Consider the following 18,470-nt stretch of genomic DNA (forward strand, 5'->3'; position numbering starts at 1 on the left):
GTTTTTAGGTTATTCGATTTAGAGTGATTCTCAACTATCAAACTGAACTTCTTCTAGGAGATAGTCGATAAAGCGTTCGCCCATCTTAGACAGGCTGGTTTTTTCGTGCTGGATATAAACCAGCTCAATTGGGTCATCAATATCCAGTGGGATGGAAACGATATTGTCTCCGTTGAGGTTGCTGTTCAAAATCCCTGTTGCGATCGTGTATCCGTCCAGACCAATCAAGAGATTAAAAAGGGTGGCACGGTCACTGACAACGATGGATTTCTTATGGTGCTCTTGAGATAGAATCTCTTCAGAGAAGTAGAAGGAGTTGTGTGTCCCTTGGTCATAGCTGAGGTAAGGGAAGTTTTCTAAATCAGATAGTTTGACCTTGTCTTTTTTTGCCAGAGGGTTGGTCTTGCTGACAAAGATATGCGGTTGCGCGGTAAAAAGATGGTGAGCCAGAAGGTGGTTGTCATCCAGCATTTTCGTTAAAACATCACGGTTGTAGGTGTTCAAAAATAGGACACCGACCTCACTACGGAAATTCTTGACGTCATCGATAATCTCCCAAGTCCGCGTTTCACGAAGGAAAAGCTCGTATTTCTCCATATCGCTTTTCTTGAGTAGAGAGACAAAGGCATTGACCACAAAGGCATAGTGTTGAGACGAAACGCTAAAGAGTTCGCGGTGGGCGACAGGATTTTTATAACGTTCCTCCAGAAGCTGGGTCTGCTCGACAACCTGACGGGCATAAGAGAGAAACTCCATCCCATCACGGGTCAAGGTAATGCCCTTGGGATTGCGGATAAAGATCTCAATGCCCATTTCATTTTCCAAATCTCTCACAGCATTGGAAAGACTTGGTTGGGTGATAAAGAGTTGCTTGGCTGCCTCATTCATGGAGCCAGTTTCGACGATTTTTATAATATAATGTAATTGTTGAATTCTCATGTTTTTATTGTACCACACTTGCGTCAGAATCGCCAAAGAAGATAGGAAAATCAGGAGCATTGTATGATTCTCTTCTTGAAAAAAACACAAAATTTTGCTAGAATGAGTCTTATGAAAACATTCTATGATGTGCAGCAATTCCTCAAACGATTTGGTATTATTGTTTACATGGGAAAACGCTTATATGATATTGAACTGATGAAGTTGGAACTCTCTCGAATTTACGATGCAGGGTTGATGGACAAACTAGATTATCTAGAAGCAGAAGCGGTTCTTCGCAGAGAGCACAAGGTAGAATTGGATTATATTGAGAAAAATGGAGAAAAGAACTAATGGTTACTTGGATTTTGTGGGCACTTATACTAGCAATGTTGGCGTGGATGGGCTTTAACTATCTTCGTATTCGCCGTGCGGCTAAAATCGTAGACAATGAGGAGTTTGAAGCCTTGATTCGTACAGGTCAATTGATTGATTTGCGTGATCCAGCAGAATTCCACAGAAAACATATCCTTGGGGCCCGCAATATTCCTTCAAGTCAGTTGAAGACTAGTCTTGCAGCCCTTCGTAAAGATAAACCTGTCCTTCTTTACGAAAACCAACGTGCGCAACGTGTTACAAATGCAGCCCTTTACTTGAAAAAACAAGGTTTTACTGAGATTTATATTCTTTCTTATGGTTTGGATTCTTGGAAAGGGAAAGTGAAGACTAGTTAATATTCTGTAAAAAGTTGATATAGTCGGTCTCATATACTAAATTAATAATCATTTTAAGGAGTTTTTAAAAAATGCAAGAAAAGAAAAAACACTCTCTTGTTTTAGGTATCCTATCTATTGTGCTCGGTTTGCTATTTCCAATTGTAGGTATTGTTTTGGGTATCGTAGGATTGGTCTTGGCTATTTCATACCAAAAAGAATCTGGACTAGACTATAAAACAGAAAAAATTCTCAACATTGTAGGACTTGTGGTTTCTGTACTTAACTGGATTGTAGCCGTCGCAGTATTTTTTAGATAAGCAATAAACAAAAAGCTTTAAACATAAAGCTTTTTTCTTTTATCCACTTTTCTCTAAGTAGTTTTTAATGATTTTCAATTCCTCTTGGTTCAAGGGACGGTATTGATCCTCTGCTAGTTCTGGGTCTAATGTAAACTCACCGAACTGAACTCGTTTGAGGGAGGTTACTTTGACACCAACCGAGAGGAACATTTTCTTAACCTGGTGAAATTTCCCTTCTGAAATAGTGATAGAGGCTTGACTGAGGGAAGGACTTGCAGAAAGAATCTCTAGTCTTGCAGGTTTACAGACAGTACCATCTAAAAAGACAATTCCCTTTTGAAAGGCTTGGATATGGTCAGGTGTCAGAAGTCCATTAACCTCAACCTGATAAGTTTTATCGACATGATATTGGGGATGGAGGAGCTGAAAGCCCAAAGGACCGTTATCAGTCAAGAGGAGGAGTCCTGTCGTATCTCGGTCCAGTCGGCCGACGGCATAGAGCATGTCAGACTGGATGTCAGGCGGAAGGAGGTCCATGACGGTTGGAAGTTCCCTGTCTTTATTGGCTGTAACGACACCAGTAGGTTTATGAAGCATAAGATAGGTGTGTTCATAGCCTTGAATGATTCGACCCTGAAAAAGGAGTTCTTGTAGCCCTGTATCGATATTTTGAGCTAGGGAGCGGGCTGGGCAACCATCGACTAGAATTTCCCCTTTGAGTAAGGCTTGTTTCATGGCTTTTCGGCTGATTTTTTCTTGGGCTAATAAATTATCTAAACGCATACTGTGCCTATCTTATCATAAGTCGCTTGCTTTGAAAAGGCTTGACGTGAAAAGAAAAGCACAGTGAAAACATTTACACTTGCTTGAGTTATGTTATTTACCTGAAATTATGGTATAATCGTTCAGTTAGAAAATAAATTTTGAATATTATAGAGGAAATCATGACAAAATTAAGAGAAGATATCCGTAACATTGCGATTATCGCCCACGTTGACCACGGTAAAACAACCCTCGTTGACGAATTATTGAAACAATCAGAAACGCTTGATGCACGTACTGAATTGGCAGAGCGTGCTATGGACTCAAACGATATCGAAAAAGAGCGTGGAATTACCATCCTTGCTAAAAATACGGCCGTTGCCTACAACGGAACTCGTATCAACATCATGGATACACCAGGACACGCGGACTTTGGTGGAGAAGTTGAGCGTATCATGAAAATGGTTGACGGTGTTGTCTTGGTCGTAGATGCCTACGAAGGAACAATGCCACAGACTCGTTTCGTATTGAAAAAAGCCTTGGAACAAGACCTTGTCCCAATCGTGGTTGTTAACAAAATCGATAAACCATCAGCTCGCCCAGCAGAAGTAGTGGACGAAGTCTTGGAACTTTTCATCGAGCTTGGTGCAGATGACGACCAGCTTGATTTTCCAGTGGTGTATGCTTCAGCGATCAACGGAACTTCTTCATTGTCAGATGATCCAGCTGACCAAGAAGCGACTATGGCACCAATCTTTGACACAATTATCGACCATATCCCAGCTCCAGTAGATAACTCAGATGAGCCTTTGCAGTTCCAAGTATCACTTTTGGACTACAATGACTTCGTTGGACGTATCGGTATCGGTCGTGTCTTCCGTGGTACTGTTAAGGTTGGGGACCAAGTTACCCTTTCTAAACTTGACGGCACAACTAAAAACTTCCGTGTTACCAAACTCTTCGGTTTCTTTGGTTTGGAACGTCGTGAAATCCAAGAAGCCAAAGCAGGTGATTTGATTGCCGTTTCTGGTATGGAAGATATCTTTGTCGGTGAAACTATCACTCCGACAGATGCAGTTGAAGCTCTTCCAATCCTACACATCGATGAGCCAACTCTTCAAATGACTTTCTTGGTTAACAACTCACCATTTGCTGGTAAAGAAGGTAAATGGGTAACTTCTCGTAAGGTAGAAGAACGCCTGCAGGCAGAATTGCAAACAGACGTTTCCCTTCGTGTTGACCCAACTGATTCACCAGATAAATGGACTGTTTCAGGACGTGGAGAATTGCACTTGTCAATCCTTATCGAAACAATGCGTCGTGAAGGCTATGAACTTCAAGTATCTCGTCCAGAGGTTATCGTAAAAGAAATCGATGGAGTTAAATGTGAACCATTTGAACGTGTTCAAATCGACACTCCAGAAGAATATCAAGGGTCTGTTATCCAAAGCCTTTCTGAACGTAAGGGTGAAATGTTGGATATGATTTCAACTGGTAATGGTCAAACTCGTTTGGTCTTCCTTGTTCCAGCGCGTGGTTTGATTGGATACTCAACTGAGTTCTTGTCAATGACTCGTGGTTACGGTATCATGAACCATACCTTCGATCAATACTTGCCATTGATTCCAGGTGAAATTGGTGGTCGTCACCGTGGTGCCCTTGTTTCTATCGATGCTGGTAAGGCTACAACTTACTCAATCATGTCTATCGAAGAACGTGGTACGATCTTTGTCAACCCAGGTACTGAGGTTTACGAAGGAATGATCATCGGTGAAAACTCTCGTGAAAACGACTTGACAGTTAACATCACTAAGGCAAAACAAATGACTAACGTCCGTTCAGCTACTAAGGACCAAACAGCTGTTATCAAGACGCCTCGTATCTTGACACTTGAAGAGTCTCTTGAGTTCTTGAATGATGATGAGTACATGGAAGTAACTCCTGAGTCTATCCGTTTACGTAAACAAATCCTTAACAAAGCAGAGCGTGAGAAAGCTAACAAGAAGAAAAAATCAGCTGAATAAGAGCTAGAAAGAGATAAAGATGGTTTATTTAATCATAGGACTCCTCTTATTACTACTCTATGTATTTGCGACACCACAAAGCATTAAAGGGACAGTCAATATCGTCCTTGTCGTCTTTGCTTTCGTAGCACTCTTGATTTTGCTGATGTTGTCTGTCCTGCAAATCTTTCAGCTACCGACAGAATTCTTTATCGCAATCGCCATGCTCTTCCTAGCATACTTTAGCTTGAGAGATATTACCCTCATGTCGGTTAGTAAAAGTAAAAGAAGATAAAAAGAGAGTTTCGGCTCTCTTTTTTTGTAGAAATTTTACAATAGTTTGAATTGCCTTTTACTATAATATCATTTCTTTTGCTTGTAAAGTATGAAGGCGAAAACTGGAATAAAATCCGCTAATGTCATCTATTTTTTAGGAAATTATAAAACTTCATTACTAATGATATCTTAATAAAATATGTTGATAGATTATATAAAAAGTGATATACTTAAGTAAAAAGAAATCGTTTTTAAAACGAGGAAGGATTAAATTTATTGTCTTGTTGTTCAGGGTGTGATTGATTAAACTAGGAAAATAATTCTAAGAATTTATAAAACATAAAATATTTTTCTATAGGATTATTCTCTTATACAAGGAGTCTACTATGAAGAAACTATTTATATTATTATCAACTTTTTTTCTCAGCTTCTTCCTTGCTTGGATTATTGTCTTACGTGCGCCACAATATTTATATGCAAGCTATGATTCCGTCTCTTTACTTCGTGTCAAAAAAGATACTCAGGAACCGACGCGTGAGGTATTTGAACAGGAATTAGAGAATTTTGCAAACTCAGAACAGAGTTTAATAGCTAGAAGAATCGTAGAGCCGAGTAAGGACGGGACGACTCACTTTACTTATGCAACTTATGGTCAGGGAACTTTACCAAAAGAATTCCAAGAAGCTAGCCAAGAAAGTCGTGAACGTAGTGATCCGCTAAATAGTTATCTCCTTTTGTCAGGCTCCTTGACGAAAGAAAAGCTTGCCGATAAATTAGGAGATTTGGGTTATAAAGCAATTCCTGACCGAAAGACACCGCCCTATTCTCTTGCTTTTAGAATGTTACTAATTCCCCTTATTTTAATTAGTTTAGCAATATTTGGCTTATCTTTCTTTGCTTTAGTGATTATCACTCGGATTAAGGAAATGAGAGCAGCTGGTATAAAACTCTTTTCTGGTCAGACTCTCATATCCATTATGGGGCATTCTTTATCGACTGATATCAAGTGGCTCCTTCTATCAGCCCTCCTTTCCTTCCTAGGTGGGGGAGTCGTTCTTTTTAGTCAAGGTTTGTTTTATCCTATCTTGTTAGCCACCTATGGTTTTGGGATTAGTTTTTATCTGTTGTTTTTATTGGCGATTTCAATTTTACTAATGCTCCTTTACCTAATGAGTTTGAGTTATAAAGCATTAGTTCCCGTTATTAAGGGAAGATTACCCCTTAAACGCTTGATGGCTTTAACCCTATTGTGTCAGTTAGTAGCTGTTTTTACAGTAGGCTACGCTGTTAAGACAGGTTTGACGTCTTACCAACGATTGAAAGAACTTGAAATTTCAAAACAAGCATGGCAGGACAGAGCAGACTATTACCAGATTTCCTTTGGCTTAGGTGATAGAGTAAAAGATACAGAAAATCAGAATAAGTGGTATGCCTTTGCCAAGGAAGCAATCGAAGAAGAACAGGCTCTATTTGTAAAAGATAATCTCATTCATTTTGCAAATCCTCAAGGAAAAAATGAACAGGGAGAGACACTGGATACCTATAGTCCAGATGCTAATGTTCTCTATATCAGCCCAAGTTATTTGGACAAGGAAAATGTATCTGTAAATGGTGAGACTAGACAGAAACTAGCCCATCTTCAAAAAGGGGAATTTGGACTCTTATTACCAGAACATTTGCGCTCTCGAGAAGCAGAACTTAAGAAAGTTTTTGAAGAAAGATTGAGTAATTATGGAAAATCTGGTGAGGAGGCAAGTGCTCCTTTAGAGTATGAAATGAGAGCGATTGTTAGCTATCTTCCAACTGGAGAAAAGCGATTTGTTTATAATAACGGTGAAAACCCAGTATCCATCCAGTACTTAACCGATCCGATTTTAGTTGTATTCACGCCGACTTCTACAGGTGATAGTTTTATATCCTTATCTAGTTGGTCTATCAATGCTGGAAAACAACTCTTTATCAAAGGATATGAGAGTGGGCTAGAACTCTTGAAAAATGCAGGAATTTATGAGCAAGTATCCTATCTTAAAGAAGGAAGAAGTGTTTATCTAACTCGTTATAATGAAGTTCAAACTGAAACAGCAACTTTAATCCTAGGAGCTATTGTGGGGATAGCTAGTTCCTTGTTACTCTTTTATTCTGTCAATCTTCTATATTTCGAGCAATTCCGTCGAGATATCTTGATTAAACGAATTTCAGGTTTACGATTTTTTGAAACACATGCTCAGTATATGGTTAGTCAATTTGCCAGTTTTGTATTTGGTGCTAGTCTCTTTATTTTAAGCAGTCGAGACTTGGTGATTGGCTTGCTCACTTTATTGGTCTTTCTAGCTAGTGCAGTTTTGACGCTTTACCGTCAAGCGCAGAAAGAATCTCGTGTTTCTATGACAATTATGAAAGGAAAATAGAATGATTGAACTAAAGAATATATCTAAAAAATTTGGAAGCCGTCAGCTATTTTCAGATACGAATCTTCATTTTGAAGGTGGGAAAATTTATGCCTTAATCGGTACAAGTGGCTGTGGTAAGACAACACTCTTGAATATGATTGGACGATTAGAGCCATATGACAAAGGGCAAATCATCTATGATGGCACTTCTCTTAAGGACATCAAGCCTTCTGTTTTCTTTAGAGATTACTTGGGATACTTATTTCAAGATTTTGGCTTAATTGAAAGTCAAACTGTTAAAGAGAATCTCAATCTGGGTTTAGTTGGTAAAAAGTTGAAAGAAAAAGAGAAAATCTCTTTGATGAAACAAGCTCTAAACCGTGTTAACCTCTCTTATTTAGATTTAAAGCAACCTATCTTTGAATTATCAGGAGGAGAAGCACAACGTGTTGCACTAGCGAAGATAATTTTAAAGGATCCACCTTTGATCCTCGCAGATGAACCAACAGCTTCCTTAGACCCCAAAAATTCTGAGGAATTACTTTCTATCCTAGAATCTTTGAAAAATCCGAATCGAACTATTATTATTGCGACCCACAATCCTCTTATTTGGGAACAAGTGGACCAAGTTATTCGAGTTACCGATTTATCACATAGATGATAAGGTAAAATTCAGTTAGAAGAAAGAGTCACAAACACACTTTGTGGCTTTTTTATTTCCATAAAAATGGTAAAATAGTAAGAGTAGAAATGGAGTTCGAGACATGAAAGTAATAGATCAATTTAAAAATAAGAAAGTCCTTGTTTTAGGTTTGGCCAAGTCTGGTGAATCTGCAGCTCGTTTGTTGGACAAGCTAGGTGCCATTGTGACAGTAAATGACGGGAAACCATTCGAGGACAATCCAGCTGCCCAAAGTTTGCTGGAAGAAGGGATCAAGGTCATCACAGGCGGTCATCCTTTGGAACTCTTGGATGAAGAGTTTGCTCTGATGGTGAAAAATCCAGGTATCCCATACAGCAATCCCATGATTGAAAAGGCATTGTCAAAGGGTATTCCAGTCTTGACTGAGGTGGAATTGGCTTACTTGATTTCAGAAGCACCGATTGTTGGTATTACTGGTTCTAATGGAAAAACGACCACAACGACGATGATCGGGGAAGTTTTAACTGCTGCTGGCCAACATGGTCTCTTATCAGGAAATATCGGCTATCCTGCCAGTCAAGTGGCCCAAACTGCGTCAGACAAGGACACTCTTGTTATGGAACTTTCTTCTTTCCAATTGATGGGCGTTCAAGAATTCCATCCTGAGATCGCGGTTATTACCAACCTCATGCCAACTCATATCGATTATCATGGTTCTTTTGAGGAATATGTAGCAGCCAAGTGGAATATCCAGAACAAGATGACAGCGGATGATTTCCTTGTCTTGAACTTTAACCAAGACTTGGCAAAAGAATTAGCTACTAAAACACAAGCTACAGTTGTACCATTCTCAACACAGGAAAAGGTTGATGGAGCTTATCTGGAAGATGGTCAGCTCTACTTCCGTGGAGAAGTGGTCATGGCAGCGAATGAAATCGGAGTTCCAGGTAGCCACAATGTGGAAAATGCCCTTGCGACGATTGCTGTAGCCAAGCTTCGTGGTGTGGATAACCAAACCATCAAAGAAACTCTTTCAGCCTTTGGAGGTGTCAAACACCGTCTCCAATTTGTGGATGAAATCAAGGGTGTCAAATTCTATAATGATAGCAAGTCAACCAATATCTTGGCTACCCAAAAAGCCTTGTCAGGATTTGACAACAGCAAGGTGGTCTTGATTGCAGGTGGTTTGGACCGTGGCAATGAGTTTGACGAATTGGTACCAGACATTACTGGACTCAAGAAGATGGTCATCCTCGGTCAGTCTGCCGAACGTGTCAAACGAGCAGCAGATAAGGCTGGTGTGTCTTATGTGGATGCGACTGATATTGCTGATGCGACCCGCAAGGCCTACGAGCTTGCGACTCAAGGAGACGTGGTTCTTCTCAGTCCAGCCAATGCCAGCTGGGATATGTATGCTAACTTTGAAGTACGTGGCGACCTCTTTATCGACACAGTAGCGGAGTTAAAGGAATAATATGAAGAAAATTGTCTTTACAGGTGGGGGGACGGTTGGACACGTGACCCTCAACCTTTTGTTAATGCCCAAGTTCATCGAAGATGGCTGGGAAGTCCACTATATCGGAGATAAACGTGGCATCGAGCACCAAGAAATCCTCAAGTCAGGTCTAGATGTCACCTTCCACTCCGTTGCGACTGGGAAATTGCGTCGCTATTTCTCTTGGCAAAATATGCTGGATGTCTTTAAAGTTGGCTGGGGAATTGTCCAGTCGCTCTTTATCATGTTACGACTTCGTCCACAGGCTCTTTTTTCAAAGGGAGGCTTTGTCTCAGTGCCGCCTGTTATCGCTGCCCGTGTGTCAGGAGTGCCAGTCTTTATTCATGAATCTGACCTGTCTATGGGCTTGGCAAATAAAATTGCCTATAAGTTTGCAACTAAGATGTACTCAACCTTTGAGCAAGCTTCGAGTTTGGCTAAGGTCGAGCATGTGGGAGCAGTGACCAAGGTTTCAGACCAAAAAAATCCAGAACAGGATGAATTGGTGGATATTCAAACCCACTTTAATCCTAAATTGCCAACTGTATTGTTTGTCGGTGGTTCTGCAGGGGCTCGTGTCTTTAACCAATTGGTGACAGACCATAAGAAAGAACTGACAGAGCGCTACAATATTATCAATCTAACTGGAGATTCTAGCCTGAACGAGTTGAGCCAAAATCTTTTTCGTGTTGATTATGTGACCAATCTCTATCAACCCTTGATGGAATTGGCGGATATTGTTGTGACACGAGGTGGTGCCAATACGATTTTTGAGCTCTTGGCGATGGCAAAATTGCATGTTATTGTGCCACTTGGTCGTGAAGCTAGTCGTGGTGACCAGATTGAAAATGCAGCCTACTTTGTAAAAAAAGGCTATGCAGAAGAGCTTCAAGAAAGCGATTTGACCTTGGACAGTTTAGAAGAGAAGCTTTCTCACTTACTAAGTCACAAGGAAGATTACCAAGCTAAGATGAAGGCTTCCAAGGAATTGAAATCTCTAGCAGATTTTTATCAATTGTTGAAAAAAGATTTATCATAAGGAAAGTAAATGTCAAAAGATAAGAAAAATGAGGGCAAAGAAATCCTCGAAGAATTTAAAGAGTTATCAGAATGGCAGAAACGAAACCAAGAATACCTAAAAAAGAAGGCTGAGGAAGAGGCGGCCCTAGCTGAGGAGAAGGAAAAGGAAAGACAAGCTCGAATGGCTTCAAAATCTGAAAAGTCAGATGCAACCGAGGACCAAGAGAGTGAATCTGATCCAAAAGACCCAGAATCAGCTAAGGAAGAGTCTGAAGAAAAAGTAGAAGAGTCAGAAGACGTCAAAAAAGAAGTACCCAAAGAAGAACCAAAATCCAAAGAGCCAAAGAAACAGAATAAACAGGATAAAAAAATAGAAAAAAAGCCTGTGAAGGAAAAACCGGTCAAACCGAAAATTCCAGGAGTTCATATCTGGCGGGCTATCTCGATTTTGTTTCTCAGTCTGATTTTATTGGTTGTCTCTGCTTATTTGCTTAGTCCTTATGCGACCATGAAGGATATTCGTGTTGAGGGAACAGTGCAAACTACAGCTGATGATATTCGACAGGCTTCAGGCATTCAGGATTCGGATTATACGATTAACCTTCTGCTAGATAAGGCAAAATATGAAGAGCAGATCAAGTCCAACTATTGGGTTGAATCAGCTCAGCTTGTCTATCAATTTCCAACCAAGTTTACTATCAAGGTCAAGGAATATGATATTGTAGCCTACTATGTTTCTGGAGAAAGTCATTATCCAATCCTTTCAAGCGGTCAGCTAGAGACCAGTTCTGTGAGCTTGGTCAGTCTGCCAGAAACTTATATATCAGTTCTCTTTAATGACAGCGAACAAATCAAGACCTTTACCTCAGAACTTGCTCAAATCAGCCCAGAACTCAAATCTGCTATCCAGAAGGTGGAACTAGCCCCAAGCAAGGTGACTTCAGATTTAATTCGATTGACTATGAATGATTCGGACGAGGTCTTGGTTCCTCTATCTGAAATGAGTAAGAAACTGCCTTACTATAGTAAGATTAAGCCACAATTATCAGAACCGAGTGTGATTGACATGGAAGCTGGAATTTACAGTTACACTGTGGCGGACAAATTAATTATGGAGGCTGAGGAAAAAGCAAAACAAGAGGCTAAGGAAGCTGAGAAGAAACAAAAAGAGGAAGAGAAGAAAAGACTGGAAGAACAGCAAAATAAACTAGAAGAGGAAAGGAAAAAGCTGGAGGAAGAGGGCAATCAAAACCAAACGACCCGACGTTCATCGCGTCGCTAGGTTTACCTTTTCTTCTATAGCTCTTTAGTTGCCATGTTTTTACTTGACAAGTGCTAGTAGAAATAATAGAATAGTAAAAAACCTTTAAAGCAGTCCAGAGAGGCAGCTAAGGTTAGACGGTGAAAGGGTGGAGACTACCCATTTTTCGTGGAACCTTGCTGTTGGCAGGTTCCTTTTTTCGTGGCTTCTTGTGGCCAGACTCTCTCACTAGCAAAGGTAAAAGGAGAAACCTATGCGAGAACATCGTCCAGTTATTGCTCTTGATTTTCCTAGTTTTGAGGCGGTCAAGGAATTCTTAGCTCTTTTTCCAGCAGAAGAAAGCCTTTATCTTAAGGTAGGGATGGAGCTTTATTACGCAACGGGGCCTGAGATTGTGTCCTACTTGAAAGGCCTGGGGCACAGTGTCTTTTTGGATCTCAAGCTGCATGACATTCCCAATACTGTCAAATCAGCTATGAAGGTCCTGTCTCAGCTTGGTGTGGATATGACAAATGTTCATGCTGCTGGGGGTGTAGAGATGATGAAGGCTGCGCGTGAAGGTCTTGGAAGTCAAGCCAAATTGATCGCAGTCACGCAACTGACATCAACATCGGAAGCCCAGATGCAGGATTTTCAGAATATCCAAACCAGCCTGCAGGAGTCTGTCATTCACTATGCTAAGAAGACGGCTGAAGCGGGATTAGATGGTGTTGTTTGCTCGGCTCAGGAAGTGCAACTCATCAAGCAGGCCACCAATCCAGATTTTATCTGTCTGACACCGGGCATTCGTCCTGCAGGTGCTGCAGTAGGAGATCAAAAACGCGTCATGACGCCAGCGGATGCTTATCAAATCGGTAGTGACTATATCGTAGTGGGACGTCCCATTACCCAAGCTGAAGATCCTGTTGCAGCTTATCATGCCATCAAGGATGAATGGAAACAGGATTGGAATTAAAGAACTAGATTAGAAAAACAAAAGGAGAAGACCATGACACTTGCTAAAGATATCGCTAGCCACCTCTTGAAAATTCAAGCAGTTTACCTCAAACCAGAGGAGCCTTTCACTTGGGCATCTGGTATCAAGTCACCGATTTACACTGATAATCGTGTGACACTAGCCTATCCAGAAACTCGTACTCTCATTGAAAATGGTTTTGTAGATGCTATCAAAGAAGCCTTTCCGGAGGTTGAAGTGATTGCAGGAACTGCGACAGCAGGGATTCCACACGGAGCTATTATTGCTGACAAGATGAATCTGCCATTTGCCTACATCCGTAGCAAACCAAAAGACCACGGAGCTGGTAATCAAATCGAAGGCCGCGTGGCTCAAGGACAAAAAATGGTAGTGGTTGAAGACCTCATTTCAACTGGTGGTTCTGTTCTTGAAGCTGTTGCAGCAGCTAAGCGAGAAGGAGCAGATGTACTTGGAGTTGTAGCAATTTTCAGTTACCAATTGCCAAAAGCAGATAAGAACTTTGCGGATGCTGGCGTGAAATTGGTGACACTTTCAAACTACAGCGAACTCATCCACCTAGCCCAAGAAGAAGGCTATATCACACCAGAAGGATTGGACCTTCTAAAACGCTTTAAAGAAGACCAAGAAAATTGGCAAAATGCCTAAAACATAGAAAATCAGGTAGTCACTAGGATTACCTGATTTTGTTTTTTAGAATAGAAAATGAAAAGATTATTTGAATTTCCATAACTTAAGAAAGTTTATCATTTTTAATTATCTCTGTAAAATGATTGTAAGTATGAAATTTCCAAACAAAATATTTGAAAAGTTTTGAAAAAAGAGTTATGATATTTTTGTAATATACAAAGTAAACGCTTACTTATTAAGGAGGGCATTTTATGTCATACAAAACAAGCAATGCAGAAGGTCATGTAGATTTCATCAATACCTATGATTTGGAGCCAATGGCGCAACAAGTTATTCCTAAAGCAGCCTTTGGCTATATCGCTAGTGGGGCAGAAGATACTTTCACTTTGCGTGAGAATATTCGTGCCTTTAACCACAAACTCATCGTTCCTCATACACTTTGTGATGTTGAAAATCCAAGTACAGAGATTGAATTTGCAGGTGAAAAATTGTCTTCACCAATCATTATGGCGCCTGTTGCAGCTCATAAATTGGCAAATGAACAGGGTGAAGTGGCGACTGCGCGTGGTGTGCATGAGTTTGGTTCTCTTTACACAACTAGCTCTTACTCTACTGTAGATCTTCCAGAAATTACGGAAGCCCTTCAAGGGACACCTCATTGGTTCCAATTTTACTTTAGTAAAGATGATGGAATCAACCGCCACATCATGGACCGTGTGAAGGCTGAAGGTTATAAAGCGATTGTCTTGACGGCAGATGCGACTGTAGGGGGCAATCGTGAGGTGGACAAACGTAATGGTTTTGTCTTCCCAGTTCGCATGCCGATTGTTGAAGAATACCTGCCAGAAGGTGCTGGTAAATCAATGGACTTTGTTTACAAATCAGCTAAACAACGCTTGTCTCCACGTGATGTAGAATTTATCGCTGAATACTCAGGACTTCCTGTTTATGTCAAGGGACCACAATGCCGTGAGGACGTTGAACGTTCGCTTGCTGCAGGTGCTTCTGGTATCTGGGTAACCAACCACGGCGGTCGTCAAATCGACGGTGGGCCAGCTGCCTTTGATTCACTTCAAGAAGTAGCAGAAGCAGTTGACAAACGCGTACCAATCGTCTTTGACTCAGGTATTCGTCGTGGTCAACACGTCTTTAAAGCCTTGGCTTCAGGAGCAGACTTGGTAGCTATTGGTCGCCCGGTCATCTATGGCTTGGCTCTCGGTGGTAGTGTTGGTGTGCGTCAAGTCTTTGAACACTTGAATGCGGAATTGAAGACAGTCATGCAATTGTCTGGAACTCAGACTATTGAAGATGTCAAACACTTCAAACTCCGTCACAACCCATACAATCCAACCTTCCCAGTTGACCCTCGTGACTTAAAATTGTATTGATAAAATAGCTTGCCTCCACTTGATGTGGAGGTTTTTCTTCGTCTATAGGAAGAATAAATCACCATTGAAATCTATATAAATATATTTTTCAGTCAAATATCTTGCTAGGGCTTTCATTTTTTGCTATACTGGTTCAGTAATTAAATAATAAAGACATTTGGGGTGCTTTAAGCTGAGATGATACCCATTGAACCTGATACAGTTAAGACTGGCGAAGGGAAATGTGAAAAGGTTTTTTTCGTATGTCGAAAAGAACTGTCTAATCTTGTAAGCTAAACTCTAATTCTTGATTGTAATTGGAGTTTTTTTGTTTATCAAAAGAGGATAGGCTGGACGTTAAGCCTTTCGGTAGCTCACCTTGAATACCCCACTTTTCTTTAAAAAAGGAGTTTTTTATGTTGAAAAAATGGCAGTTAAAAGATGTTATTTTACTTGCTTTCTTGTCTATCTTTTTTGGTGGCGTTTTTGTAGGATCCGGCTATCTGTTTGATGTCCTCACTCTGATTTTAGCCCCTCTTGGCTTGCAGGCCTTTGCCAATGAAATCCTCTTTGGTCTCTGGTGTATGGCTGCGCCCATTGCGGCCATCTTTGTTCCAAGAGTGGGAAGCGCAACGATTGGAGAAGTGCTAGCTGCGCTTGCTGAAGTCCTTTATGGTAGCCAATTCGGTCTAGGTGCCCTTTTGTCTGGCTTGGTTCAAGGTTTGGGAAGTGAACTTGGTTTTATCGTAACCAAGAATCGCTATGAAAGTTGGCTCTCTCTAACTGCCAATAGTATTGGAATTACGCTTGTTAGCTTTGTCTATGAATACATTAAGTTAGGTTACTACGCCTTCTCCCTTCCTTTTGTCCTTTCCTTGCTTGTAGTACGTTTTATTTCCGTCTTTTTCTTCTGTACCATCTTGGTTCGTGCTATTGTCAAACTCTATCATCAGTTTGCAGCTGGAGGCAAGGCATAGATGGGTCTGGAACTACGAGCGATTCAGTCCCCAATCTTCTCTGAGCCACTTGATTTTACTTTTCATGCGCAAGCCTTTACCTTGTTAGTTGGAAGCAGCGGTTCAGGAAAATCTAGCCTCTTTCAAATGATTGCCCAAGTCAGTTCTCTTCCCTATAGCGGTCAAGTCCTGATAAATGGGAGGGAGGTCAGTCAACTTTCTATTATCGAACGTGTCCAGACGGTTGGTATTCTCTTTCAAAATCCCAATCATCAATTTACCATGGAGAACTTGTTTGAGGAGCTGGTTTTTACCTTGGAAAATATTGGGCATCCCGTTCAGGAAATTGCTTCTAAAATAGCAGAGGTTGTCCAGCAATGTCGCTGCAAGGCTATCTTGCACCGTCCCATCCATCACTTATCAGGTGGAGAAAAGCAAAAGGCTGCACTGGCAGTTCTCTTTGCTATGAATCCTAGGGTCTATCTCTTGGATGAGCCCTTCTCTTCCATTGACCGCAAGAGTAGGATAGAGATATTGGAGATTCTAAAAGAGTTGGTCTCTGATGGGAAGACAGTTATTTTGTGCGACCATGATTTAACGGACTATGAAGCCTATATCGACCATATGGTGGAGCTAAGAGATGGTCAACTAAGGGAAGTATTTAAAATCCCTACCTCTGAGACGACACAGGTTGCTTCAAAGGAAGTTGCTTCTAGTCCAGAACTATTCCATATGGATGGAACGACTTGTGAGCTGGATAAGCGCCCCCTCTTTTCGATTGCGGATTTCACATTCTATAAAGGAATTTCCTGTATCTTGGGTGATAATGGTGTCGGGAAATCAACCCTCTTTCGGTCTATTCTTCAATTTCAAAAGTATAAAGGGCGCATTACTTGGAAGGGATCGGTTCTCAAAAAGAAAAAGAGTTTGTATCGTGACCTTACGGGTGTTGTTCAGGAAGCTGAGAAACAGTTTATCCGAGTCAGTCTGCGAGAGGAACTGCAATTAGATAGTCCAGACTCTGAAAGAAATCAGCGGATTCTCCAAGCTTTACGATATTTTAATCTGGAGCAGGCGCTTGATAAGAGTCCCTATCAATTAAGTGGTGGCCAGCAAAAGATTCTTCAGCTTTTGACCATCTTGACCAGCAAGGCTTCTGTGATCTTGCTAGATGAGCCATTTGCTGGTTTGGATGATAGAGCCTGCCATTATTTTTGTCAGTGGATTGTGGAGGAGAGAAATCAAGGAAGAAGTTTTCTAATCATTAGCCATCGTTTAGATCCCTTAATCTCTGTGGTTGATTATTGGATTGAGATGACTAGTCAGGGTCTCAATCATGTGAAAGCAGTGACAATTACCAAACCACTCACATTTCTGAGTAGCAATACTCAAGGGGAGGTGAAGTAGTATGGTCAAAGTAGCAACCCAGACACCGATTATCAGTCTCTTCTTGCTGATTTTATCGCTGGAAACATCTTTCATTCCTTCGATTGCTCTGAATCTTTCGGTAGTCGCATTTTGTATTCTCTTTATGCTCTATTACCGTCGATTTAAAGTATTGGCTTGGATGATTCTGCTTGCCATTTTGCCATCCTTTGCCAACTACTGGGCAGTTCAGTTACATGGAGATGCTTCGCAGGCAGTCATGCTTGGAACGAGGGCCTTTGTGACCGTTTGTATTGGTCTTGTCTTTGTTTCCTCTATTTCCCTAAAAGAGCTTCTCTTGTACTTGGCCCAAAAGAGGTTATCACGCTCTTGGGCCTATGCCTTGATTGTGGTTTTCAATGCTTTTCCTCTGATTCAGAAGGAAATTAAATCTTTAAAGGAGGCCTGTTTGTTACGCGGTCAAGAACTACATTTTTGGTCGCCCTTGATTTATAGCAAGGTTCTGATGACGGTTTTTAGATGGCGACATCTTTATCTGAGAGCTCTGTCGGCGCATGGATATGACGAACATGCACAGGTGGAGAATCGCTATCGGACTTTTTATATTCCTCAAAGGACAATATTCATCTACCTGCTTTTCTTTTTATTGTTTCAAACCAGTCTATTTTTATAAAGGAGTTATTATGGAATTTACAGATATTGCGATGGAATTATCCAAGGAAGCTTGGCAGGCTTCCTTTCATCACCCCTTTGTATTACAGTTACAAGAGGGAAATTTAGACCCGTCCATCTTTCGCTATTACTTGATTCAGGATGCCTACTATCTGAAGGCCTTCTCAGAAGCCTATCACCTCTTGGCTGATAAGACTTCAAACCAAGAGATGAAAAGACTTTTGAAACAAAATGCTCAGAGTCTAGTGGAAGGTGAGTTATTTATCCGCCAACAATTTTTCAAGGAATTGGAAATCAGCGACCAGGAAATGGAGCAACCGATTGCTCCAACCTGTTATCATTATATCTCTCACATTTATCGTCAATTTGCAGAGCCGAACTTGGGCATTGCCTTTGCAAGTTTGCTTCCTTGTCCTTGGTTATACCATGATATAGGCAAATCACTTAATCTTAAACCATCACCAAATCTTCTCTACCAACAATGGATTGAAACGTATATTACGGATGAGTTGGAACAGCAAATCAGAGAGGAAGAGGCTCTGGTCAATCAACTTTATCGAGAAAGTGACGAGACAGACAAGAAAAAAATGCTAGATGCCTTCCACATCAGTGTTCATATGGAAGCCAAGTTTTGGGAAATGGCCTACCAACATCAGACATGGAAGAGCGATTTACAGTCTTTAGAAACAGGAGAAGAATAGTA

19 protein-coding genes and 1 riboswitch are annotated in these 18,470 nt (G+C 40.9%); of the genes, 17 read left to right on the forward strand and 2 right to left on the reverse strand.

What is annotated here, in order from left to right; all coding sequences use genetic code 11:
• Positions 1 to 30 precede the first annotated feature (30 nt).
• Entirely contained in the window at positions 31 to 939 is a 909-nt protein-coding gene (locus ACLNCP_RS05625) for a LysR family transcriptional regulator (protein ID WP_424844168.1), read from the reverse strand.
• A gap of 63 nt (positions 940 to 1,002) precedes the next feature.
• Between ACLNCP_RS05625 and ACLNCP_RS05630 the strand changes: the two genes are divergently transcribed.
• The 3 genes from ACLNCP_RS05630 to ACLNCP_RS05640 all read left to right on the forward strand — a co-directional run bounded on the left by ACLNCP_RS05630 (position 1,003) and on the right by ACLNCP_RS05640 (position 1,951).
• Entirely contained in the window at positions 1,003 to 1,272 is a 270-nt protein-coding gene (locus tag ACLNCP_RS05630) for a YqgQ family protein (protein WP_020901947.1), read from the forward strand.
• Complete coding sequence (locus tag ACLNCP_RS05635) at positions 1,272 to 1,652, forward strand: rhodanese-like domain-containing protein (protein ID WP_033685338.1); 381 nt, start codon at positions 1,272 to 1,274, stop codon at positions 1,650 to 1,652. The genes ACLNCP_RS05630 and ACLNCP_RS05635 overlap by 1 nt, the downstream gene beginning before the upstream one ends.
• Before the next feature lie 71 nt (positions 1,653 to 1,723).
• Positions 1,724 to 1,951: a hypothetical protein gene (locus ACLNCP_RS05640; RefSeq protein ID WP_084886892.1), complete on the forward strand. Its 228-nt coding sequence runs from the start codon at positions 1,724 to 1,726 to the stop codon at positions 1,949 to 1,951.
• A gap of 39 nt (positions 1,952 to 1,990) precedes the next feature.
• Here ACLNCP_RS05640 and ACLNCP_RS05645 read toward each other — a convergent pair whose 3' ends face one another.
• Entirely contained in the window at positions 1,991 to 2,716 is a 726-nt protein-coding gene (locus tag ACLNCP_RS05645; RefSeq protein WP_424844162.1) for a 16S rRNA pseudouridine(516) synthase, read from the reverse strand.
• A gap of 161 nt (positions 2,717 to 2,877) precedes the next feature.
• Between ACLNCP_RS05645 and typA the strand changes: the two genes are divergently transcribed.
• From typA to tenA, 14 genes are all read left to right on the forward strand, one after another.
• Complete coding sequence (typA, locus tag ACLNCP_RS05650) at positions 2,878 to 4,719, forward strand: translational GTPase TypA (RefSeq protein ID WP_000164111.1); 1,842 nt, start codon at positions 2,878 to 2,880, stop codon at positions 4,717 to 4,719.
• Between the two features lie 19 nt (positions 4,720 to 4,738).
• Positions 4,739 to 4,993, forward strand: a complete 255-nt coding sequence (locus ACLNCP_RS05655) for a DUF3165 family protein (RefSeq protein WP_000262675.1) — start codon at positions 4,739 to 4,741, stop codon at positions 4,991 to 4,993.
• 367 nt (positions 4,994 to 5,360) lie between these two features.
• Positions 5,361 to 7,382 (forward strand): bacteriocin-associated integral membrane family protein, encoded by a 2,022-nt coding sequence (locus ACLNCP_RS05660; RefSeq protein WP_424844163.1) that lies wholly within the window; start codon positions 5,361 to 5,363, stop codon positions 7,380 to 7,382.
• Between the two features lies 1 nt (position 7,383).
• On the forward strand, positions 7,384 to 8,025 hold the full coding sequence (locus tag ACLNCP_RS05665; protein ID WP_000571283.1) for an ABC transporter ATP-binding protein: 642 nt from the start codon (positions 7,384 to 7,386) through the stop codon (positions 8,023 to 8,025).
• A 103-nt stretch (positions 8,026 to 8,128) separates the two neighbouring features.
• Positions 8,129 to 9,481 (forward strand): UDP-N-acetylmuramoyl-L-alanine--D-glutamate ligase, encoded by a 1,353-nt coding sequence (gene murD, locus ACLNCP_RS05670; protein ID WP_020903497.1) that lies wholly within the window; start codon positions 8,129 to 8,131, stop codon positions 9,479 to 9,481.
• Position 9,482: 1 nt separating this feature from the next.
• A complete protein-coding gene (locus tag ACLNCP_RS05675) occupies positions 9,483 to 10,541 on the forward strand; it encodes a UDP-N-acetylglucosamine--N-acetylmuramyl-(pentapeptide) pyrophosphoryl-undecaprenol N-acetylglucosamine transferase (protein ID WP_049499917.1) in 1,059 nt (352 codons plus the stop codon).
• Between the two features lie 9 nt (positions 10,542 to 10,550).
• Positions 10,551 to 11,804, forward strand: coding sequence for a cell division protein FtsQ/DivIB (locus tag ACLNCP_RS05680; RefSeq protein WP_020903496.1), 1,254 nt, complete (start codon positions 10,551 to 10,553; stop codon positions 11,802 to 11,804).
• A gap of 232 nt (positions 11,805 to 12,036) precedes the next feature.
• Positions 12,037 to 12,738, forward strand: coding sequence for an orotidine-5'-phosphate decarboxylase (gene pyrF, locus ACLNCP_RS05685; protein WP_033685236.1), 702 nt, complete (start codon positions 12,037 to 12,039; stop codon positions 12,736 to 12,738).
• A gap of 33 nt (positions 12,739 to 12,771) precedes the next feature.
• On the forward strand, positions 12,772 to 13,404 hold the full coding sequence (pyrE, locus tag ACLNCP_RS05690; RefSeq protein ID WP_000170897.1) for an orotate phosphoribosyltransferase: 633 nt from the start codon (positions 12,772 to 12,774) through the stop codon (positions 13,402 to 13,404).
• A 233-nt stretch (positions 13,405 to 13,637) separates the two neighbouring features.
• Entirely contained in the window at positions 13,638 to 14,774 is a 1,137-nt protein-coding gene (lctO, locus tag ACLNCP_RS05695) for an L-lactate oxidase (RefSeq protein WP_424844164.1), read from the forward strand.
• Between the two features lie 148 nt (positions 14,775 to 14,922).
• A riboswitch (TPP riboswitch) is annotated at positions 14,923 to 15,011 on the forward strand.
• Positions 15,012 to 15,169: 158 nt separating this feature from the next.
• Positions 15,170 to 15,730 carry an ECF transporter S component gene (locus ACLNCP_RS05700; protein ID WP_049510473.1) on the forward strand — a complete coding sequence of 187 codons (561 nt, stop codon included), beginning with the start codon at positions 15,170 to 15,172 and terminating at the stop codon, positions 15,728 to 15,730.
• Entirely contained in the window at positions 15,731 to 17,116 is a 1,386-nt protein-coding gene (locus ACLNCP_RS05705) for an ATP-binding cassette domain-containing protein (RefSeq protein WP_424844165.1), read from the forward strand.
• Between the two features lies 1 nt (position 17,117).
• Positions 17,118 to 17,768 (forward strand): energy-coupling factor transporter transmembrane protein EcfT, encoded by a 651-nt coding sequence (locus ACLNCP_RS05710; protein ID WP_261024426.1) that lies wholly within the window; start codon positions 17,118 to 17,120, stop codon positions 17,766 to 17,768.
• Positions 17,769 to 17,778: 10 nt separating this feature from the next.
• On the forward strand, positions 17,779 to 18,468 hold the full coding sequence (gene tenA / locus ACLNCP_RS05715) for a thiaminase II (protein ID WP_261057030.1): 690 nt from the start codon (positions 17,779 to 17,781) through the stop codon (positions 18,466 to 18,468).
• The last annotated feature ends 2 nt before the right edge of the window (positions 18,469 to 18,470 follow it).

The sequence above is a fragment of the Streptococcus sp. CL6.35 genome (genome assembly GCF_049737915.1).
Classification (GTDB): domain Bacteria; phylum Bacillota; class Bacilli; order Lactobacillales; family Streptococcaceae; genus Streptococcus.